21 protein-coding genes and 1 pseudogene are annotated in these 20,125 nt (G+C 53.2%); 10 read left to right on the forward strand and 12 right to left on the reverse strand.

Going from position 1 to position 20,125, the window contains the following annotated elements:
* Window positions 1-307: transposase (locus tag BHE85_RS05395; protein WP_032219445.1), on the reverse strand; the 307-nt coding region annotated here is incomplete at its 3' end.
* A 55-nt stretch (window positions 308-362) separates the two neighbouring features.
* Here BHE85_RS05395 and BHE85_RS05400 point away from each other — a divergent pair.
* A pseudogene (locus BHE85_RS05400) lies at window positions 363-1,154 on the forward strand (fimbrial protein); the annotation flags it as partial.
* Window positions 1,155-1,196: 42 nt separating this feature from the next.
* Here the strand turns inward: BHE85_RS05400 and rsmI are convergent.
* Window positions 1,197-2,057, reverse strand: coding sequence for a 16S rRNA (cytidine(1402)-2'-O)-methyltransferase (rsmI, locus tag BHE85_RS05405; RefSeq protein WP_000809264.1), 861 nt, complete (start codon window positions 2,055-2,057; stop codon window positions 1,197-1,199).
* Window positions 2,058-2,120: 63 nt separating this feature from the next.
* Here rsmI and lpoA point away from each other — a divergent pair, with 63 nt between their 5' ends.
* Genes lpoA through dolP form a run of 4 tightly spaced genes read left to right on the forward strand, consistent with a single transcriptional unit; the run spans window position 2,121 to window position 5,696 of the window.
* Complete coding sequence (gene lpoA, locus BHE85_RS05410; RefSeq protein WP_039064282.1) at window positions 2,121-4,148, forward strand: penicillin-binding protein activator LpoA; 2,028 nt, start codon at window positions 2,121-2,123, stop codon at window positions 4,146-4,148.
* A complete protein-coding gene (locus BHE85_RS05415; protein WP_000246860.1) occupies window positions 4,106-4,501 on the forward strand; it encodes a YraN family protein in 396 nt (131 codons plus the stop codon). Before lpoA ends, BHE85_RS05415 begins: the two co-directional genes overlap by 43 nt.
* Window positions 4,502-4,520: 19 nt before the next feature.
* A complete protein-coding gene (gene diaA, locus BHE85_RS05420; protein ID WP_001158034.1) occupies window positions 4,521-5,111 on the forward strand; it encodes a DnaA initiator-associating protein DiaA in 591 nt (196 codons plus the stop codon).
* 9 nt (window positions 5,112-5,120) lie between these two features.
* Window positions 5,121-5,696 carry a division/outer membrane stress-associated lipid-binding lipoprotein gene (dolP, locus tag BHE85_RS05425; protein ID WP_000646043.1) on the forward strand — a complete coding sequence of 192 codons (576 nt, stop codon included), beginning with the start codon at window positions 5,121-5,123 and terminating at the stop codon, window positions 5,694-5,696.
* A gap of 113 nt (window positions 5,697-5,809) precedes the next feature.
* Here dolP and BHE85_RS05430 read toward each other — a convergent pair whose 3' ends face one another.
* The gene (locus tag BHE85_RS05430; RefSeq protein WP_000147583.1) at window positions 5,810-6,850 is read right to left on the reverse strand and encodes a permease; all 1,041 of its coding nucleotides are present in this window, start codon (window positions 6,848-6,850) and stop codon (window positions 5,810-5,812) included.
* Between the two features lie 72 nt (window positions 6,851-6,922).
* A complete protein-coding gene (locus tag BHE85_RS05435; protein ID WP_001343556.1) occupies window positions 6,923-7,558 on the reverse strand; it encodes an NAD(P)H-binding protein in 636 nt (211 codons plus the stop codon).
* A gap of 127 nt (window positions 7,559-7,685) precedes the next feature.
* On the opposite strand from BHE85_RS05435, the gene yhbO reads away from it, so the two are divergent.
* Window positions 7,686-8,204, forward strand: a complete 519-nt coding sequence (gene yhbO, locus BHE85_RS05440; RefSeq protein ID WP_000037593.1) for a protein/nucleic acid deglycase — start codon at window positions 7,686-7,688, stop codon at window positions 8,202-8,204.
* Here yhbO and BHE85_RS05445 read toward each other — a convergent pair.
* Window positions 8,184-8,627 (reverse strand): YhbP family protein, encoded by a 444-nt coding sequence (locus tag BHE85_RS05445; RefSeq protein WP_000449039.1) that lies wholly within the window; start codon window positions 8,625-8,627, stop codon window positions 8,184-8,186. The genes yhbO and BHE85_RS05445 overlap by 21 nt on opposite strands.
* Window positions 8,628-8,677: 50 nt before the next feature.
* On the opposite strand from BHE85_RS05445, the gene yhbQ reads away from it, so the two are divergent.
* On the forward strand, window positions 8,678-8,980 hold the full coding sequence (yhbQ, locus tag BHE85_RS05450) for a DNA damage response exodeoxyribonuclease YhbQ (protein WP_000189314.1): 303 nt from the start codon (window positions 8,678-8,680) through the stop codon (window positions 8,978-8,980).
* Here yhbQ and BHE85_RS05455 read toward each other — a convergent pair.
* Both BHE85_RS05455 and ubiT read right to left on the reverse strand, forming a co-directional pair.
* A complete protein-coding gene (locus BHE85_RS05455) occupies window positions 8,967-9,470 on the reverse strand; it encodes a GNAT family N-acetyltransferase (RefSeq protein WP_000908554.1) in 504 nt (167 codons plus the stop codon). The two genes, yhbQ and BHE85_RS05455, sit on opposite strands and share 14 nt — an antisense overlap.
* A complete protein-coding gene (ubiT, locus tag BHE85_RS05460; RefSeq protein ID WP_004986726.1) occupies window positions 9,464-9,988 on the reverse strand; it encodes a ubiquinone anaerobic biosynthesis accessory factor UbiT in 525 nt (174 codons plus the stop codon). Before ubiT ends, BHE85_RS05455 begins: the two co-directional genes overlap by 7 nt.
* A gap of 208 nt (window positions 9,989-10,196) precedes the next feature.
* On the opposite strand from ubiT, the gene ubiU reads away from it, so the two are divergent.
* The 3 genes from ubiU to BHE85_RS05475 all read left to right on the forward strand — a co-directional run bounded on the left by ubiU (window position 10,197) and on the right by BHE85_RS05475 (window position 13,277).
* The gene (ubiU, locus tag BHE85_RS05465) at window positions 10,197-11,177 is read left to right on the forward strand and encodes a ubiquinone anaerobic biosynthesis protein UbiU (RefSeq protein WP_004986692.1); all 981 of its coding nucleotides are present in this window, start codon (window positions 10,197-10,199) and stop codon (window positions 11,175-11,177) included.
* Window positions 11,178-11,185: 8 nt separating this feature from the next.
* Window positions 11,186-12,064 carry a U32 family peptidase gene (locus BHE85_RS05470; protein ID WP_001343553.1) on the forward strand — a complete coding sequence of 293 codons (879 nt, stop codon included), beginning with the start codon at window positions 11,186-11,188 and terminating at the stop codon, window positions 12,062-12,064.
* A 205-nt stretch (window positions 12,065-12,269) separates the two neighbouring features.
* Complete coding sequence (locus tag BHE85_RS05475; RefSeq protein ID WP_000130380.1) at window positions 12,270-13,277, forward strand: luciferase-like monooxygenase; 1,008 nt, start codon at window positions 12,270-12,272, stop codon at window positions 13,275-13,277.
* Between the two features lie 117 nt (window positions 13,278-13,394).
* On the opposite strand, the gene mtr is transcribed toward BHE85_RS05475, so the two are convergent.
* The 5 genes from mtr to pnp all read right to left on the reverse strand — a co-directional run bounded on the left by mtr (window position 13,395) and on the right by pnp (window position 19,990).
* The gene (mtr, locus tag BHE85_RS05480) at window positions 13,395-14,639 is read right to left on the reverse strand and encodes a tryptophan permease (RefSeq protein ID WP_000224348.1); all 1,245 of its coding nucleotides are present in this window, start codon (window positions 14,637-14,639) and stop codon (window positions 13,395-13,397) included.
* Between the two features lie 153 nt (window positions 14,640-14,792).
* On the reverse strand, window positions 14,793-16,682 hold the full coding sequence (deaD, locus tag BHE85_RS05485) for an ATP-dependent RNA helicase DeaD (protein ID WP_001295553.1): 1,890 nt from the start codon (window positions 16,680-16,682) through the stop codon (window positions 14,793-14,795).
* Complete coding sequence (gene yrbN, locus BHE85_RS05490) at window positions 16,675-16,755, reverse strand: protein YrbN (protein ID WP_010723222.1); 81 nt, start codon at window positions 16,753-16,755, stop codon at window positions 16,675-16,677. The genes deaD and yrbN overlap by 8 nt, the downstream gene beginning before the upstream one ends.
* Window positions 16,756-16,861: 106 nt before the next feature.
* Window positions 16,862-17,746, reverse strand: a complete 885-nt coding sequence (gene nlpI / locus BHE85_RS05495) for a lipoprotein NlpI (protein ID WP_000802084.1) — start codon at window positions 17,744-17,746, stop codon at window positions 16,862-16,864.
* A 108-nt stretch (window positions 17,747-17,854) separates the two neighbouring features.
* On the reverse strand, window positions 17,855-19,990 hold the full coding sequence (gene pnp / locus BHE85_RS05500) for a polyribonucleotide nucleotidyltransferase (protein ID WP_005008653.1): 2,136 nt from the start codon (window positions 19,988-19,990) through the stop codon (window positions 17,855-17,857).
* Between the last annotated feature and the right edge of the window lie 135 nt (window positions 19,991-20,125).

Here is a 20,125-nt window from a genome sequence, read left to right on the forward strand (position 1 = left end):
CGAACTCCGCCTTCGCAAAATAAGCGGAAGCCTGGCGAAGGATATCGTTACTGCGGCGCAGTTCACGATTTTCACGTTCCAGCTCTTTCAGACGCTGACGTTCAGCGGTGGTGAGCCCGCCATCACCGCCTCCGGTATCCCGCTCATGCTGGCGTACCCAGACACGCAGAGTCTCCGGTGTACAGCCAATCTTTGGGGCAATGGAACAAATTGCCGCCCACTGTGAGTCATATTCGCCCTGACTTTCCAGAACCATACGAATCGCCCTCTGACGGACTTCGGGGGAAAAACGAGTATTTTTAGTCATCCTGTTTACCTCTTTCTCAGGGAGTTTAGTCTCCAGGATTCCCGGGGCGGTTCACAATGACAGCCTGGATATTAAAACCACATTACAGGCAAACGACATTCCAGGACTCACAACCGACCAGGTTGTCTCTGTTAACACCCGATTCACACAGATAAAAAGCAGCACCGTATATTCTGCTGCAACCCAAACGGGTGTTTGCCAGGGTGACACGTCTCGTTATGGACCCGTTAATATTGGTGCAAATACCACCTTTACCCTGTATGTCACCAAGCCATTTCTCGGCTCGATGACCATTCCGAAAACGGATATTGCCGTCATTAAAGGCGCGTGGGTCGATGGAATGGGAAGCCCGTCTACAGGTGACTTCCATGATTTAGTCAAGTTATCGATTCAGGGAAATCTCACCGCCCCACAGTCGTGCAAAATTAATCAGGGCGATGTTATTAAGGTTAATTTTGGATTCATCAATGGTCAGAAGTTTACCACCCGCAATGCCATGCCAGACGGTTTTACTCCAGTAGACTTTGATATCACTTATGACTGTGGTGATACTTCAAAGATTAAAAACTCGTTGCAAATGCGCATCGACGGTACAACTGGGGTAGTAGACCAGTACAACCTGGTCGCCAGGCGAAGAAGTTCAGACAATGTGCCCGATGTCGGTATTCGTATTGAAAATCTCGGCGGCGGAGTTGCAAATATTCCTTTTCAGAACGGTATCCTTCCCGTTGATCCTTCCGGGCATGGCACCGTCAATATGCGCGCCTGGCCAGTTAATCTGGTCGGTGGTGAGCTGGAAACAGGAAAATTTCAGGGCACAGCCACCATTACCGTCATGGTGCGGTAAAAGAAGACGTTGCGTTTTGATTAACGCAACGCTTCGGCACTGTTACCCCTGCTGCTCCAGCGCATACTTATACAGCGCATTTTTCTTCACGCCATGAATTTCTGCGACCAGCGCCGCCGCTTTTTTCAGCGGCAGTTCTGCCTGTAGCAGCGCCAGCGTGCGCAGGGCATCGGCGGGTAAGTCTTCTTCCTGTGCTTTATGACCTTCGACAATCAGCACCATTTCGCCTTTGCGACGGTTTTCATCTTCCTTTACCCACGCCAGCAGTTCGCCAACGGGCGCGCCGTGAATGGTTTCCCAGGTTTTGGTCAGCTCACGCGCCAGAACCACGTAGCGGGATTCGCCTAATACCGCAACGATATCTTCCAGGCTATCTAACAGACGGTGGGTGGATTCATAAAAAATCAGCGTGCGCGGCTCCGCTTCAATGGCTTTTAGCGCATCACGGCGGCCTTTTGATTTGGCAGGTAAAAAGCCTTCGTAACAGAAACGGTCAGAGGGTAAACCCGCGGCGCTTAACGCAGTGATAGCAGCACACGGCCCGGGTAGCGGCACCACGCGAATCCCCGCTTCACGGCAGGTACGCACCAGATGGTAGCCAGGATCGTTAATTAGCGGCGTTCCGGCATCGGAAACCAGCGCAATGTTTTGCCCCTCTTGCAGCTTCGCCAGCAGCGTTTCGGCTTTTTGTTGTTCGTTATGGTCGTGCAGCGCAAACAACCGGGCATTAATCCCAAAATGTTGCAGCAATAAACCGGTGTGACGAGTATCCTCGGCGGCAATCAGATCAACGGCCTGTAATACCTCTAACGCACGCTGGGTGATATCCGCCAGATTGCCGATTGGCGTCGGTACAATGTAAAGCTGGCCCTGAGAATTATCCGCCGATTGGTGTTGTTTCATTGTGTCGTCCGTATTGCCGATTTAATATTGAGCATTGCGTAAAAAAATATCACTGGATACATTATGGTACCCTCAACATTTTCTCGTTTGAAAGCCGCGCGTTGTCTGCCTGTTGTTCTGGCAGCCCTGATTTTCGCCGGTTGTGGCACCCATACTCCCGATCAGTCCACTGCTTATATGCAGGGCACGGCGCAGGCTGATTCTGCCTTTTATCTTCAGCAGATGCAGCAAAGCTCTGATGATACCAGGATCAACTGGCAATTACTCGCCATTCGTGCACTGGTGAAAGAAGGTAAAACCGGGCAGGCGGTTGAGTTGTTTAACCAACTACCGCAAGAACTGAACGATTCTCAGCGTCGCGAGAAAACACTGCTGGCGGTAGAGATTAAACTGGCGCAGAAAGATTTTGCTGGCGCGCAAAACTTGCTGGCGAAAATCACACCTGCCGATTTAGAACAAAACCAGCAAGCGCGTTACTGGCAGGCAAAAATCGATGCCAGCCAGGGGCGTCCTTCCATTGATTTACTGCGCGCGTTAATTGCTCAGGAACCGCTGCTCGGCGCGAAAGAAAAAAAGCAGAATATTGATGCCACCTGGCAGGCGCTCTCCTCCATGACTCAGGAACAGGCGAATACGCTGGTGATCAACGCCGACGAAAATATTCTGCAAGGCTGGCTGGATCTGCAGCGCGTCTGGTTTGATAACCGTAACGATCCCGATATGATGAAAGCCGGGATCGCCGACTGGCAGAAACGTTATCCGAACAATCCGGGCGCGAAAATGCTGCCAACGCAGTTGGTTAACGTAAAAGCGTTTAAACCAGCCTCGACCAACAAAATCGCCCTGCTGTTGCCGCTGAATGGCCAGGCAGCGGTATTTGGTCGCACTATTCAGCAAGGCTTTGAAGCGGCGAAAAATATCGGCACTCAGCCAGTGGCGGCTCAGGTAGCTGCCGCAGACGTAGCAGAACAACCTCAGCCGCAAACTGCGGATGGCGTTGCCAGCCCGGCACAAGCCTCGGTTAGCGATCTGACCGGTGATCAGCCTGCGGCCCAGCCGGTGCCTGTAAGCGCCCCGGCGACAAGCACCGCAGCGGTAAGCGCACCCGCAAATCCATCCGCAGAGCTGAAAATCTACGATACCTCATCACAACCACTTAGCCAGATCTTAAGCCAGGTTCAGCAGGATGGCGCGAGAATTGTGGTTGGTCCGTTGCTGAAAAATAACGTTGAAGAGTTGCTTAAGAGCAACACCCCGCTGAACGTGCTGGTACTGAACCAGCCGGAGAATATCGAAAACCGCGTCAATATTTGTTACTTCGCGCTTTCACCGGAAGACGAAGCGCGCGATGCAGCGCGTCATATTCGTGACCAGGGTAAACAAGCGCCGCTGGTGCTGATCCCACGCAGTTCATTGGGCGATCGCGTAGCCAATGCGTTTGCGCAGGAGTGGCAGAAACTGGGCGGCGGCACCGTTCTGCAACAAAAATTTGGTTCCACCAGCGAATTACGCGCGGGTGTTAACGGCGGTTCTGGTATCGCTTTAACGGGTACCCCGATTACTCCCAGAGCGACAACCGACTCCGGCATGACGACCAACAATCCAACGCTGCAAACCACGCCAACCGATGACCAGTTCACCAATAATGGCGGTCGTGTCGATGCGGTGTACATTGTGGCAACGCCGGGTGAAATCGCTTTTATCAAACCGATGATCGCCATGCGTAACGGTAGCCAGAGCGGTGCAATGCTGTACGCCAGCTCCCGCAGCGCACAAGGCACCGCAGGCCCGGATTTCCGTCTGGAGATGGAAGGTTTGCAGTACAGCGAAATCCCGATGCTGGCGGGCGGTAATCTGCCGTTAATGCAGCAGGCACTCAGCGCGGTGAATAACGATTATTCACTGGCTCGCATGTATGCGATGGGCGTCGATGCCTGGTCGCTGGCAAATCATTTCTCACAAATGCGCCAGGTTCAGGGTTTTGAAATCAACGGTAATACCGGAAGCCTGACGGCAAACCCGGATTGCGTGATTAACAGGAAGTTATCATGGCTACAGTACCAACAAGGTCAGGTAGTCCCCGCCAGTTAACCACCAAACAGACCGGCGATGCGTGGGAAGTACAAGCGCGTCGCTGGCTGGAAGGCAAAGGACTGCGATTTGTCGCCGCTAACGTGAACGAGCGTGGCGGTGAGATCGATCTGATAATGCGTGAAGGCTGGACCACCGTTTTTGTCGAGGTGCGTTACCGCCGCTCTGCGCTTTATGGCGGCGCGGCAGCCAGTGTGACCCGCAGCAAACAACACAAATTATTACAGACTGCCCGCTTGTGGCTCGCGCGTCATAATGGGAGTTTTGATACTGTGGATTGCCGGTTCGATGTGGTAGCCTTCACCGGGAATGAGGTTGAGTGGATTAAGGATGCCTTTAATGACCACTCATAATTAAGGTTTAAGGATTAGCGTGCAAGAAAGAATTAAAGCTTGCTTCACTGAAAGCATTCAAACTCAAATTGCGGCGGCAGAGGCGCTTCCGGATGCCATCTCCCGTGCAGCCATGACGCTGGTTCAGTCTCTGCTCAATGGCAACAAAATCCTCTGTTGTGGTAATGGAACTTCCGCTGCCAATGCACAGCATTTTGCTGCCAGCATGATCAACCGTTTCGAAACGGAGCGGCCCAGCTTACCTGCCATTGCACTAAATACTGATAATGTTGTCTTAACGGCGATTGCCAACGATCGCTTACATGATGAAGTGTATGCAAAACAGGTGCGGGCGCTGGGTCATGCGGGAGATGTATTGTTAGCCATTTCCACCCGTGGCAACAGCCGCGATATTGTTAAAGCAGTTGAAGCCGCCGTTACGCGTGATATGACCATTGTGGCATTGACCGGCTATGACGGCGGCGAACTTGCAGGTTTGTTAGGGCCACAGGATGTGGAGATCCGCATTCCTTCGCATCGTAGTGCTCGCATTCAGGAAATGCATATGCTGACGGTAAATTGCCTGTGCGATCTGATCGATAACACGCTTTTCCCTCACCAGGATGATTAAGGAGAATACATGAAGGCATTATCGCCAATCGCAGTCCTTATTTCCGCGCTGCTGTTGCAAGGTTGTGTTGCCGCTGCCGTAGTGGGTACCGCTGCTGTGGGTACCAAAGCCGCAACTGACCCACGCAGTGTCGGTACCCAGGTGGACGATGGTACCCTGGAAGTGCGCGTGAACAGCGCATTGTCGAAAGACGAACAGATTAAGAAAGAAACCCGTATTAATGTCACGGCGTATCAGGGCAAAGTGCTGCTGGTTGGGCAGTCACCAAATGCTGAACTTTCGGCTCGCGCCAAACAGATTGCTATGGGCGTAGACGGTGCCAACGAAGTGTATAACGAGATTCGTCAGGGCCAGCCGATTGGTCTGGGCGAAGCATCTAACGATACGTGGATCACCACCAAAGTGCGTTCGCAGCTCTTAACCAGCGACCTGGTGAAATCGTCCAACGTGAAAGTGACCACCGAAAACGGTGAAGTGTTCCTGATGGGGCTGGTGACTGAACGTGAAGCGAAAGCGGCGGCAGATATTGCCAGCCGGGTGAGCGGCGTAAAGCGGGTAACCACAGCGTTTACGTTTATTAAATAGCAGCCCCTTGTAATGCCTGATGCGACGCTTGCCGCGTCTTATCAGGCCTACAACGATGCAAACCGTAGGTCGGATAAGGCGTTTACGCCGCATCCGACATGTTTTCCCTCAAATCAGAACAACAGCGCCAGCCCGCCGACAATCACACCAGACACTGCCACCATCGCCCCTGTCAGCCATAAGGCTTTCGCCGGGAACGCTTTGCGCAGCATAATCAGTGACGGCAAACTCACTGCCGGGAGCGTCATCAACAATGCCAGCGCCGGAGCGGTTCCCATACCTGCCAGCATCATCGTTTGTACAATCGGAATTTCTGCTGCCGTGGGAATGACAAACAAGCATCCTGCTACCGCCATCGCCACCACCCACATCAGGCTGTTATCGACAGCACCATCGGCATGGGGGAATAACCAGACGCGTGCGGCACCCAACACCAGTACTGCAAGGATGTAAACCGGGATCGTACTCCAGAAAAGTGTCCATAGCGCCCTGCCCCAGCGGCTAAAAAAACCGCTCCGTGCTTCCGGTATGTCAATTTCGACCGGTGCCTGCGTTTGCGGTGTTTCACGCACCCATTTTTGCACCAGCGTCGCAATCAGCAACACCATCACCAGCCCGGCCACCAGACAAATCGCCGCAAAACCCCAGCCGAGGACAAACCCCATAAACACCAGCGTCGCCGGGTTTAACACCGGATTGCCCATCCAGAATGCCAGCGCACCGCCCATCGATACCTGTTGGCGACGCATCCCCGCCGCGACCGGAGCCGCACAGCAGGTACACATCATGCCCGGCAGCGAAAACAGCGTTCCCAGCAGCGTGCCGCGAAAGCGCGATTGCCCAAGCGTACGCAACAACCAGTCACGCGGGATCAGCACCTGAATCAACGAACCGAGGATCACCCCCAGCACCGCCGCTTTCCATACTGCGAGGAAATAGATCATCGCGTAATCCAACGCCGCTTGCCACGGATTAGCATCCGCCTGCGCAAGGATAGATTTACCGATACTGTGGGTTTCGGCTGCAGTAAACGCTTTGCCGTAGTAATGTTGCCATTTCACATACCAGAGACCGGCAATGACAACGAGAAAGAAAAGCGCGGGTTTCCACCACTGAATGGGTGTTGCCGCCTGAGATGAAGACTGACCAGTCATAGCATTCCCTAGGAATAAGTTATGATAATTGAGCGCGTGAATATTACGCTCACTATCAATTCTTGGGAATAATTATTCAGCTCTTTTGCGTAATTCTGAAGAGCTTAAAATCGTCACGCCTTCATGCTCAGGCCGCATCGCCTCTGCCAGCATGACCCGCGCCACGTCTCTCGCATCAATGGATTTCCAGTTACCTGGTAACAAACGGAACAGCGGCGCAAAAAGCGTTTCGTTCATCCGCTGTTTGCTACGATCGCCCAGTAACATCGACGGGCGAGCAATGGTCAATTTCGGCCAGTTCTGGGCAATTAATGCTTCTTCCATCTCCCCTTTGACGCGGTTATAGAAAAACGGCGAGTGGGCATTGGCCCCCATAGCACTGACCACCAGCATATGCTGCGCGCCCAGCCGCCGCCCGGTTAATGCGGTATCCACTACCAGCGTGTAATCGGCATGAATAAACGCCTCTTTGCTCCCCGCTTCTCGCCGCGTGGTGCCGAGACAACAAAACACAATGTCGATGGGTTCGGTGACCTGCGCCAACGCGTCACTCAGTTGCGGATCATGGGGATTAAACACCCCGGGCATATCGCCCAACGGACGTCGCGTCGGCGCAGCAATGGCGTTAACTTTCGGTTCATTAATCAACATCCGCAGCAGGTGACCGCCCACCAGCCCCGTTGCGCCTGTAATCAGTACCTGACTCATCTTCGCTCCTTTACAGAATTGTCTGCCTTGCGCTCCACGGCTCATGCACCAGTCTTAATAGACCATGAGGTAATTATCCCCGATTGTGGGAAATTCGCCTCATCCAATGCAACAACGCGGAGGAAGCATGAGTAAGAAAATTGCCGTTTTAATCAGTGATGAATTTGAGGATTCAGAATTTACTTCACCCGCAGACGAGTTCCGTAAAGCCGGACACGAAGTAATTACCATTGAAAAGCAAGCGGGTAAAACGGTGAAAGGCAAAAAAGGAGAAGCCAGCGTGACCATCGATAAATCCATCGATGAAGTGACGCCAGCGGAGTTTGATGCCCTGCTGCTACCGGGCGGCCATTCACCGGATTATCTGCGTGGGGACAACCGTTTTGTCACCTTTACCCGTGATTTTGTGAATAGCGGCAAACCTGTTTTCGCCATCTGTCACGGTCCGCAGCTGCTGATCAGCGCCGATGTGATTCGGGGGCGCAAACTGACCGCAGTTAAACCGATCATTATTGATGTTAAAAATGCGGGCGCGGAATTTTACGATCAGGAAGTCGTGGTTGATAAAGATCAGCTGGTTACCAGCCGGACACCGGACGATCTGCCAGCGTTTAACCGCGAGGCGTTACGCCTGCTCGGTGCCTGAGTCGCGTAGCCAAATCATTTTTTTACCAAAGCCCAGCGTGTTGTCGGTGAATTTGATTTCATCGAGCCGGATTTCCCACACCGGGGCCGACAGCATTCTGGCAACCGGAAAGCGATGATTGTACGCCTTGCGCGCGAGGTCGCTTTCCTCACCTTCCAGCCTGCGGATCTCACCTTTAAACTGCACACCGCGAATTAACGCTACCGTTTTCGGCTGACCGTTTACCGTTCCGGCAACCGCAGCCTGCGGCCCACTCATCTGCGCGTGGCGCGTTTTTTCTTCCGTCAAAATGTAGAAGGCGACTTTCTGCGCATCAAACAGATAAAAAGCATTAGCGCACCACAGTTCCCCTTCCTGCTGCACACACCAGGTGACAACATGTTGTTTTGCCAACCAACGGCTGATGGTGATGAGTGTTTCCATTGCTGTTCTCTTTTATACTGTGGGCCTGACCTTAACATGCGACGCAGACGATGACACCCTGGTTTCTTTACTTGATCCGTACCGCCGACAATAAGCTTTATACCGGGATCACCACGGATGTCGAACGCCGCTATCAGCAGCACCAAAGCGGCAAAGGGGCGAAAGCACTGCGCGGGAAAGGAGAACTGACGCTGGCGTTTTCTGCGCCAGTGGGCGACCGTTCGCTGGCACTACGGGCGGAATATCGCGTTAAGCAACTGACCAAACGGCAAAAAGAGCGTCTGGTAGCGGAAGGCGCAGGGTTTGCAGAACTGTTGAGCAGCCTGCAAACCCCGGAGATTAAAAGCGATTGAAATGCTCGTGATACTCAACCAGACCGGTTACGCCATTCAGCGCGTCATCCGCTAAACGATGTACCTGGAAGGCGCTTTCAGTGCCCGGCCAGCGGCAACGCAGATCGTGATGCGCCGCCAGTTCAAAGCCGAAACGACTGTACAGCGCCGGATCGCCCAGCGTCACCACTGCGGCATAGCCGAACTCATTAAGCGAATCGAGTCCTTCATAGACCAGTTGGCGTGCCAGCCCCTGTCCACGGTATTTTTCATCAACCGCCAACGGTGCCATGCCGACCCATTGCAGGTCTTCGCCCTGCACATCAACCGGACTAAATGCCACATAGCCAATGACCTGACCTTCGTCATCTGTCGCCACCAGCCCCAGCGTCAGAAAGCCATCTTCACGCAGATCGTGAACCAGCTTCGCTTCCGCATCACTTTCGAATGAGCGACGCAGCAGGGCATCAATACCCGGCGCATCAATGGGAATTTCTACTCGAATTAGCATGGTTCACCTACCGATGTCTGTTTGGTTTCAGGCGCGGTTTTCATTCCCGCCTCAACAAAATCCGCCAGTTGCAGCAGCATCATGCGTAAGGCTTTCGGCATTTGCTCCAGTTCAATGGCGTCCATCAGGTTTTTCACATGCAGCCCCAGCTCCGTATCGCCTTCAATCACCAGCCGACGCTGGAAGAAGAGCGTATCTGGATCTTGTTTACGCGCCGCAATCATCAGCAGATCGCTGACGTCGGCACTAAAACTCACATCAGCTTGCGCGTTCTGGCTGACCACCAGTTTGCCATTCACCACCGAGGTAAACCATTGCAGGTCAATATCACGCACATGAATACTTAACCAGCGGCCTTCAAGAAACTCCAGCTCGCCATCATCCAGCGCCTGACGGAATTGCCAGCTTAAGACCTGCTCAAGAACCTGGCGTTTTAGCGCAAATGGCGTCAGTTTTACCGGTACACTCAACAGAGATGGCCCCAAATGCACAATACGGGAACGAAGTTTATCCAACACGAGTTTTACTCCCTGTTTCAACAATCATCCTATTTTGCCATATCAGAAAAATAACATAGCGGTATAAATCAACAATTCCATATGAAATTGCTGCTACCACCAATACAACTTTAACTGCCTTAAATCAAAAATTGTCGCAGCAAGGTTAACTAAAATCCCAGTTCGTTAACATTTTTGCGTTTTGATAGCGCAACCTTCAGGAAAAATTATGGAGCTGCTCTGCCCTGCCGGAAATCTCCCGGCGCTTAAGGCGGCCATCGAAAACGGCGCAGATGCTGTTTATATCGGGCTAAAAGATGATACCAATGCCCGTCACTTCGCCGGCCTTAACTTTACCGAGAAAAAATTGCAGGAAGCGGTGAGTTTTGTCCATCAACATCGCCGCAAACTTCACATCGCGATTAACACTTTTGCGCATCCGGACGGTTACGCCCGTTGGCAGCGCGCCGTGGATATGGCGGCGCAGCTGGGTGCCGACGCGCTGATCCTCGCCGACCTCGCCATGCTGGAATACGCCGCCGAGCGTTATCCGAATATTGAGCGCCACGTATCGGTGCAGGCTTCGGCGACCAATGAAGAGGCGATTAACTTTTATCATCGCCATTTTGACGTTGCCCGCGTGGTGCTGCCGCGCGTGTTGTCGATTCATCAGGTGAAACAGCTGGCACGGGTCACACCTGTACCACTGGAAGTGTTTGCTTTCGGCAGCCTGTGCATTATGTCGGAAGGCCGTTGCTATCTGTCGTCGTATCTGACGGGTGAGTCGCCTAACACCGTGGGCGCGTGTTCTCCGGCCCGTTTCGTGCGCTGGCAACAAACGCCGCAGGGGCTGGAATCCCGCCTGAACGAAGTGCTGATCGACCGTTATCAGGACGGCGAAAACGCAGGTTATCCGACGCTGTGTAAAGGGCGTTATCTGGTGGACGGCGAGCGCTATCACGCGCTGGAAGAACCAACCAGTCTCAATACCCTGGAACTGCTGCCGGAGTTAATGGCGGCGAATATTGCTTCGGTGAAAATTGAAGGCCGCCAGCGTAGCCCGGCGTATGTCAGCCAGGTGGCGAAAGTCTGGCGTCAGGCTATCGACCGTTGTAAGGCCGATCCGCAAAGCGCGTGGATGGAGACGCTCGGGTCGATGTCCGAAGGCACGCAGACCACCCTTGGCGCGTATCACCGTAAATGGCAGTGAGAAGAGCAATGAAATATTCCTTAGGGCCAGTGCTGTGGTACTGGCCAAAAGAGACGCTGGAAGATTTTTATCAGCAGGCCGCCACCAGCAGCGCCGACGTGATTTATCTTGGTGAAGCGGTATGCAGCAAGCGCCGGGCAACCAAAGTTGGCGACTGGCTGGAGATGGCAAAATCGCTCGCCGGAAGTGGCAAGCAGATTGTGCTCTCCACGCTGGCGCTGGTGCAGGCATCCTCTGAACTGGGCGAACTGAAACGCTATGTTGAGAACGGTGAGTTTCTGATTGAAGCCAGCGATCTCGGCGTGGTGAATATGTGCGCTGAACGCAAACTGCCGTTCGTCGCCGGGCACGCGCTGAACTGCTACAACGCGGTGACGCTGAAAATATTGCTCAAACAGGGCATGATGCGCTGGTGTATGCCGGTGGAGCTTTCCCGCGACTGGCTGGTGAATCTGCTTAATCAGTGCGATGAGCTGGGCATTCGCAACCAGTTTGAAGTGGAAGTCCTGAGCTACGGTCATCTACCGCTGGCCTACTCCGCTCGCTGCTTTACCGCGCGTTCGGAAGACCGCCCGAAAGATGAGTGTGAAACCTGCTGCATTAAGTATCCGAACGGGCGCAACGTGCTGTCGCAGGAAAACCAACAAGTGTTTGTACTCAATGGCATTCAGACCATGAGCGGCTACGTTTACAACCTCGGTAACGAGCTGACATCCATGCAGGGATTGGTTGATGTGGTCCGCCTGTCACCGCAGGGTACTGACACTTTCGCGATGCTCGACGCCTTCCGCGCTAATGAAAATGGCGCTGCGCCACTATTGTTGACGGCAAACAGCGACTGTAACGGCTACTGGCGGCGGCTGGCAGGACTGGAGCTGCAAGCCTAAGTAAATATGCTCGTCATACTTCAAGTTGCATGTGCTGCATCTGCATTCGTTCACCCCAGTCACTTACTTATGTAAGCTCCTGGGGATTCACTCTCTTGTCGCCTTCCTGCAACTCGAATTATTTAGAGCACAGCTCACTTTGTTAACAACTTTAACTACTCTTTAATGCAGTATTAAAGATTAATCGGTAACAAAGTGAGCTGTTATGACTGATAAAACCATTGCGTTTTCGTTACTCGATCTGGCCCCCATTCCCGAAGGTTCTTCAGCGCGAGAAGCATTCTCCCACTCTCTCGATCTCGCCCGTCTGGCTGAAAAGCGCGGCTATCATCGCTACTGGCTGGCAGAACACCACAATATGACTGGCATTGCCAGTGCTGCCACGTCGGTATTGATTGGCTATCTGGCGGCGAATACCACCACGCTGCATCTGGGGTCTGGCGGCGTGATGTTGCCTAACCACTCACCGTTGGTCATTGCCGAACAGTTCGGCACGCTCAATACACTCTATCCGGGGCGAATCGATTTGGGGCTGGGTCGTGCGCCAGGTAGTGACCAACGGACAATGATGGCGCTGCGTCGCCATATGAGCGGCGATATTGATAATTTCCCCCGCGATGTCGCGGAGCTGGTGGACTGGTTTGACGCCCGCGATCCCAATCCGCATGTGCGCCCGGTACCAGGCTATGGCGAGAAAATCCCCGTGTGGTTGTTAGGCTCCAGCCTTTACAGCGCGCAACTGGCGGCGCAGCTTGGTCTGCCGTTCGCGTTTGCCTCACACTTCGCGCCGGATATGTTGTTCCAGGCGCTGCATCTTTATCGCAGCAACTTCAAACCGTCGGCACGACTGGAAAAACCATACGCGATGGTGTGCATCAATATTATCGCCGCCGACAGCAACCGCGATGCCGAATTCCTGTTTACCTCAATGCAGCAAGCCTTTGTGAAGCTGCGCCGCGGCGAAACCGGGCAACTGCCGCCACCGATTCAAAATATGGATCAGTTCTGGTCGCCGTCCGAACAGTATGGTGTGCAGCAGGCGCTGAGTATGTCGTTGGTAGGTGATAAAGCGAAAGTGCGTCATGGCTTGCAGTCGATCCTGCGCGAAACCGACGCCGATGAGATTATGGTCAACGGGCAGATTTTCGACCACCAGGCGCGGCTGCATTCGTTTGAGCTGGCGATGGATGTTAAGGAAGAGTTGTTGGGATAGTGTGTCTTAACGCGGGAAGCCTTATCCGAGCTGGCAACGCTGTCCTACGTAGACCTGATAAGCGAAGCGCATCAGGCATTGTGTAGGCAGCAGAAATGTCGGATAAGGCACCGCTGATTACTGATACACCGGCAGTAAATTAAAGCTCGATAAAATATGTACCAATGCGTTGCCGACGCCAAACACCAGAATCAGCGTAATCATCGGCTTGCCGCCCCAGACGCGGAATTTCGGGCTGCCAAAGCGTTTACGCGATGCGCGGGCCAGCAGTGCCGGAACAATTGCCGCCCAGATGGTAGCCGCTAAACCAGCATAACCAATGGCGTACAGGAATCCATTCGGGAACAGCAGACCACCCACAACAGGCGGTGCAAAGGTCAACAATGCTGTTTTCAAGCGGCCCATAGCCGAGTCATCGAAACCAAACAGATCTGCCAGATAGTCAAACAAACCCAGCGTTACGCCAAGGAACGAACTCGCTACCGCAAAGTTTGAGAACACGACCAGCAGAAGGTCCAGGCTACGGCTGTTCAGCACGCCGCTTAATGCCTGTACCAGCACATCAATATTACCGCCCTTCTCTGCAATACCGATAAACTCCGGACGCGGGATGTTACCCATCGTCGCCAGCAACCAGATGGTATACAGCGCCAGTGCCATCAGCGTACCGTACACCAGGCATTTCACGATGGTTTTCGGATCTTTGCCGTAATACTTCATCAGGCTTGGCACGTTACCGTGATAACCAAACGACGCCAGGCAGAACGGCAATGTCATCAGCAGATACGGCGCATAAGATGCATTGCTTTCTGCAACGTTGAACAATGTCGCAGGCTGCACATGCCCCAACAGGCTGCCAAAGGTGAGGAAGAAGGTAATGACTTTCGCCCCCAGCACAATCGCCGTCATGCGGCTGACGGCCTTAGTACTCAACCACACCACAAACGCTACCAGCAGTGCAAAACCAAAACCCGCCGCCCGTGCCGGGACGTTTAGCGACATCTCTGCGAAGGTGTGATGCAGAATTGAACCACTGGCAGAAATATAGGCATAGGTCAGGATATAGAGCACAAAGGCAATGGAAATACCGTTGACCACGTTCCAGCCTTTGCCCAGCAAATCTTTGGTGATGGTGTCAAAACTCGAACCGATTCGGTAATTCAGGTTAGCTTCCAGAATCATCAAGCCGGAATGCAGCATACAGAACCAGGTAAAGATCAGCGCCGCCATTGACCAGAAAAACCACGCCCCGGACATGACCACTGGCAGAGAAAACATCCCTGCGCCAATAATGGTGCCGCCGATAATCACCACGCCGCCAAGCAGCGACGGTGACGTTTGGGTGGTGGTTAGTGTTGCCATGAGGGCTTCTCTCCAGTGAAAAATAGTGCGACTGCGTTGTTATGCATTGCACTGTACCAGTACGCGAGTACAAAAGACAGAAAAAAAGCCCCGATGGTAAAAATCGGGGCTGTATATATTATTTTACAGATTGTGTTCGCTGTTCAGCGATGATTACGCATCACCACCGAAACGACGACGACCGGTAGAGTCATCACGACGCGGAGCGCGGCCTTCACGACGTTCGCCGCTAAAACGACGACCATCACCACGGCCACCTTCACGGCGTTCACCGCTGAAGTTACGACCGCCTTCACGACGTTCGCCACCGAAACCACGACCACCGCCACGACGCTCACCGCCAGTATGCGGCTGTGCATCGCCCAGTAACTGCATGTTCATCGGCTTGTTGAGAATGCGAGTGCGCGTAAAGTGTTGCAGCACTTCACCCGGCATACCTTTCGGCAGTTCGATGGTGGAGTGAGAAGCAAACAGCTTGATGTTACCAATGTAACGGCTGCTGATGTCGCCTTCGTTAGCAATCGCACCAACGATATGACGAACTTCAACACCATCATCACGGCCCACTTCAATGCGGTACAGCTGCATATCGCCAACATCACGACGTTCACGACGCGGACGATCTTCACGGTCACCACGCGGGCCACGGTCGTTACGATCGCGCGGACCACGGTCATCACGGTCACGGAATTCACGTTTCGGACGCATCGGCGCATCTGGCGGTACGATCAGAGTACGTTCACCCTGTGCCATTTTCAGCAGTGCCGCAGCCAGAGTTTCGAGATCCAGCTCTTCACCTTCTGCAGTCGGCTGAATTTTGCTCAGCAGTGCGCGGTATTGATCCAGATCGCTGCTTTCCAGCTGCTGCTGTACTTTAGCGGCGAATTTTTCCAGACGGCGTTTGCCCAGCAGTTCTGCGTTCGGCAGTTCTACTTCCGGAATAGTCAGCTTCATAGTACGTTCAATGTTGCGCAGCAGACGACGCTCGCGGTTCTCAACGAACAGCAGCGCGCGGCCAGCACGACCCGCACGACCGGTACGACCGATACGGTGAACGTAAGACTCAGAATCCATCGGGATATCGTAGTTAACTACCAGGCTGATACGCTCAACGTCCAGGCCACGGGCTGCAACGTCGGTCGCAATCAGGATGTCCAGACGACCATCTTTCAGGCGTTCCAGTGTCTGTTCACGCAGCGCCTGGTTCATGTCACCGTTCAGCGCGGCGCTGTTGTAGCCGTTACGCTCAAGAGCTTCAGCCACTTCCAGAGTCGCGTTTTTGGTACGAACGAAGATAATCGCCGCATCAAAATCTTCCGCTTCCAGGAAACGTACCAGTGCTTCGTTTTTGCGCATACCCCAGACAGTCCAGTAGCTCTGGCTGATGTCAGGACGGGTAGTCACGCTGGACTGAATGCGCACTTCCTGCGGCTCTTTCATAAAGCGGCGGGTAATGCGACGAATCGCTTCCGGCATGGTTGCAGAGAACAGAGCGGTCTGATGACCTTCCGGGATCTGCGCCATAATGGTTTCAACGTCTTCGATGAAGCCCATGCGCAGCATTTCGTCAGCTTCATCCAGAACCAGACCGCTCAGTTTAGAGAGGTCCAGAGTGCCACGTTTCAGGTGGTCCAGCAGACGGCCCGGAGTACCGACAACGATCTGCGGCCCCTGACGCAGGGCGCGTAATTGCACGTCATAACGCTGGCCGCCGTACAGAGCAACCACATTTACGCCGCGCATGTGTTTAGAGAAATCCGTCATTGCTTCAGCAACCTGTACCGCCAGTTCGCGGGTCGGTGCCAGCACCAGAATCTGTGGTGCTTTCAGCTCAGGATCAAGATTCTGCAACAGAGGTAAAGAGAATGCTGCAGTTTTTCCGCTCCCCGTCTGGGCCATACCCAGAACGTCGCGGCCATTCAGCAGATGTGGAATACACTCTGCCTGAATTGGAGATGGTTTTTCGTAACCCAGATCGTTAAGGGCTTCAAGGATAGGAGCCTTCAGGCCCAGATCTGCAAAAGTGGTTTCGAATTCAGCCATGTAGTACGTGTGCCTCAAAATTAATGGCGGCCAGTCTACATAACTCATCATGAAATTGATCAGCAATTTTCATTGAAAAGTGTGAACCGGCTCAAAGTAGGTGTATTAACGAACAACAACGCCCTCACCCCTTAAGGTGATGGCAATCAAAAAAGATTACGGGCTGATGTGTACGTCAGCTATTGCTGGTCCGATTCTGCCAGGTCATCTTGGTCCTGGCCCAGGAGCGATAATTCCAACAATGCGTATCGGTGCTCAACAAAGTTATGAACGTTGTTGGCAACCGCCAGTTTGAACAGTGCCGTGGCGCTGTCCGAATCCCCCAGACTTAGGTAGTACTTACCTAAATAGAAGTTGGTTTCACTGAGATGCTCAGCGAGCGAGGTGTTATCCGTTGCGTCCGCCTTGAGCCTTTCCATTAACGTTTGTTCGCTAATGTTGCCCAGGTAGAACTCGACAATGTTCCATCCCCACTGTTCCTTATCCGATTTTTCGAAGTGCTGTTTCAACACTTCTTTAGCCTGCTTCTCATCGAGCTTCTGCTCGGCGAGATAAAGCCACAGACTACGGAAAGGATCATTGGGATCGTCTTGATAAAACGCCAGCAGATCATCTTGCGCTAACTTGTCACGACCGCCGTAATATAATGCGATCCCGCGATTCAAGTGCGCGTAGTTGTAAGTTGGATCAAGCTCAAGTACAGAATCAAACGCTTCATAGGCAGCATCAAAATTGCCTGCCTGCGTTAAATATATGCCTAAGTAATTGAACACTTCAGGCATATCCGGTCGGATTGCCAGCGCTTGCGAAAAATCGTTACGCGCTAATGCCCTCAGACCGAGACTATCATACAACACTCCGCGCTCATATAAAAGCTGTGCGCGTTCGTCATCGGTTAAAGCCCGACTGGCAAGGATTTGTTCCATACGTGCCAGAATCACTTCCTGCTGTAAAGTCGGTTGCAATGGTACCGCGAGGACTTCACTTTTACGCCAGGAAGTATTACTGCATCCTGCAAGCGTAAGTGCTGTCGCAACGAAACACCAGCGCAAAAAAGGCTTCATTTCCCACTCCCGAAGACCACGGTTGAATGAACGTCCTGTTCCCGGTTGCTAACAAGGCGTCCTGCCCGGTTAAAAGCCCCCCGCCGCAGCGGAGGGCAAATGGCAACCTTACTCGCCCTGTTCAGCAGCCGGAGCTTCCGGTGCTGCAGCAGGTTGAGACTGCTCAGTCGCTTCTTTAATGCTCAGACGGATACGGCCCTGGCGATCAACTTCCAGAACTTTCACCGGTACTTCCTGACCCATCTGCAGGTAATCGGTCACTTTCTCAACGCGTTTGTCAGCGATTTGAGAGATGTGGACCAGACCTTCTTTACCGCCGCCGATGGCAACAAATGCGCCAAAGTCAACGATACGGGTCACTTTACCAGTGTAGACGCGGCCCACTTCGATTTCTGCAGTGATCTCTTCGATACGACGAATAGCATGTTTCGCTTTCTCGCCGTCGGTCGCTGCGATCTTCACAGTACCGTCATCTTCGATTTCGATGGTAGTGCCAGTTTCTTCGGTCAGGGCACGGATAACAGAGCCGCCTTTACCGATAACGTCTTTGATCTTGTCCGGGTTGATCTTGATGGTATGGATACGCGGTGCGAACTCAGAGATATCGCCACGCGGCGCGTTGATCGCCTGTTCCATTACGCCCAGGATATGCAGACGCGCACCTTTAGCCTGGTTCAGCGCAACCTGCATGATCTCTTTGGTGATACCTTCAATTTTGATATCCATCTGCAATGCAGAGATACCCTCGCGGGAACCCGCAACTTTGAAGTCCATATCGCCCAGGTGATCTTCGTCGCCCAAAATGTCAGACAGTACAACGTAGTTGTCGCCTTCTTTCACCAGACCCATTGCGATACCCGCAACGGCAGCTTTGATCGGCACACCTGCGTCCATCAGCGCCAGAGACGCGCCGCACACGGAAGCCATAGAAGAGGAACCGTTGGATTCAGTGATTTCAGACACAACACGTACGGTGTACGGGAATTTGTCCATATCCGGCATGACTGCCAGCACGCTGCGCTTCGCCAGACGACCGTGACCAATTTCACGACGCTTCGGAGAACCGACCATGCCGGTTTCGCCTACGGAGTACGGAGGGAAGTTGTAGTGGAACAGGAAGGTATCGGTACGTTCGCCCATCAGTTCATCAAGAACCTGCGCGTCACGAGCAGTACCCAGCGTTGCGGTAACCAGCGCCTGCGTTTCACCACGGGTGAACAGCGCAGAACCGTGAGTACGCGGCAGCACGCCAGTACGCACATCCAGACCACGGATCATATCTTTTTCACGACCGTCGATACGCGGTTCGCCTGCCAGTACGCGGCTACGAACAACGTTTTTCTCGATAGCGTGCAGAATTTCACCCAGTTCGTTTTCGTCCAGGGTTTCGTCTTCAGCAAGCAGCGTCGCGATGGTTTCAGATTTGATGACATCAACCTGCGCATAACGCTCTTGTTTGTCGGTGATGCGGTAAGCATCGCTCAGGCGAGCTTCAGCCAGTGCAGCAACGCGCGCGTTCAGCGCTTCGTTTACCGGCTCCGGCTGCCAGTCCCAACGTGGTTTACCGGCTTCTTTCACCAGTTCATTGATGTTCTGAATAACAACCTGCTGTTGTTCATGACCGAACACTACTGCGCCCAGCATCTGGTCTTCGCTCAGCAGTTCAGCTTCAGATTCAACCATCAGAACAGCGGCTTCAGTACCGGCAACAACCAGATCCAGTTTGCTCTCTTTCAGCTCGTCCTGAGTCGGGTTCAGTACGTACTGGTCATTGATGTAACCTACGCGAGCAGCACCAATCGGACCATTGAACGGAATACCAGACAGAGACAGTGCTGCGGAAGCACCAATCATCGCGACGATATCCGGGTTAACTTGCGGGTTAACAGAAACCACGGTGGCGATAACCTGAACTTCGTTGACGAAGCCTTCCGGGAACAGCGGGCGAATCGGGCGGTCAATCAGACGCGCGATCAGGGTTTCGCCTTCGCTTGGACGACCTTCACGACGGAAGAAGCTACCCGGGATACGACCAGCAGCGTAGGTACGCTCCTGATAGTTAACGGTCAGTGGGAAGAAGTCCTGACCTGGTTTGGCTTTTTTCTGGCCAACAACGGTAACAAATACCGCGGTGTCATCCATGCTAACCATAACAGCGGCAGTAGCCTGACGAGCCATCATGCCGGTTTCCAGAGTCACGGTGTGTTGGCCGTACTGGAATTTACGAACGATCGGATTAAGCAATGTAATATCCTTTCTCTTTCTTAGACAGTACCTTACGGCACTGGTGTTAATACCCGATCTTCTGCGCATCCTCGCGACTAATGACAACCCTAACCCAGCTCTATGTGGGTAAAGCCTCTCATTAGCCGCGCGAAC

The organism is Shigella sp. FC1567 (assembly GCF_001743015.1).
Taxonomy (GTDB): domain Bacteria; phylum Pseudomonadota; class Gammaproteobacteria; order Enterobacterales; family Enterobacteriaceae; genus Escherichia; species Escherichia coli.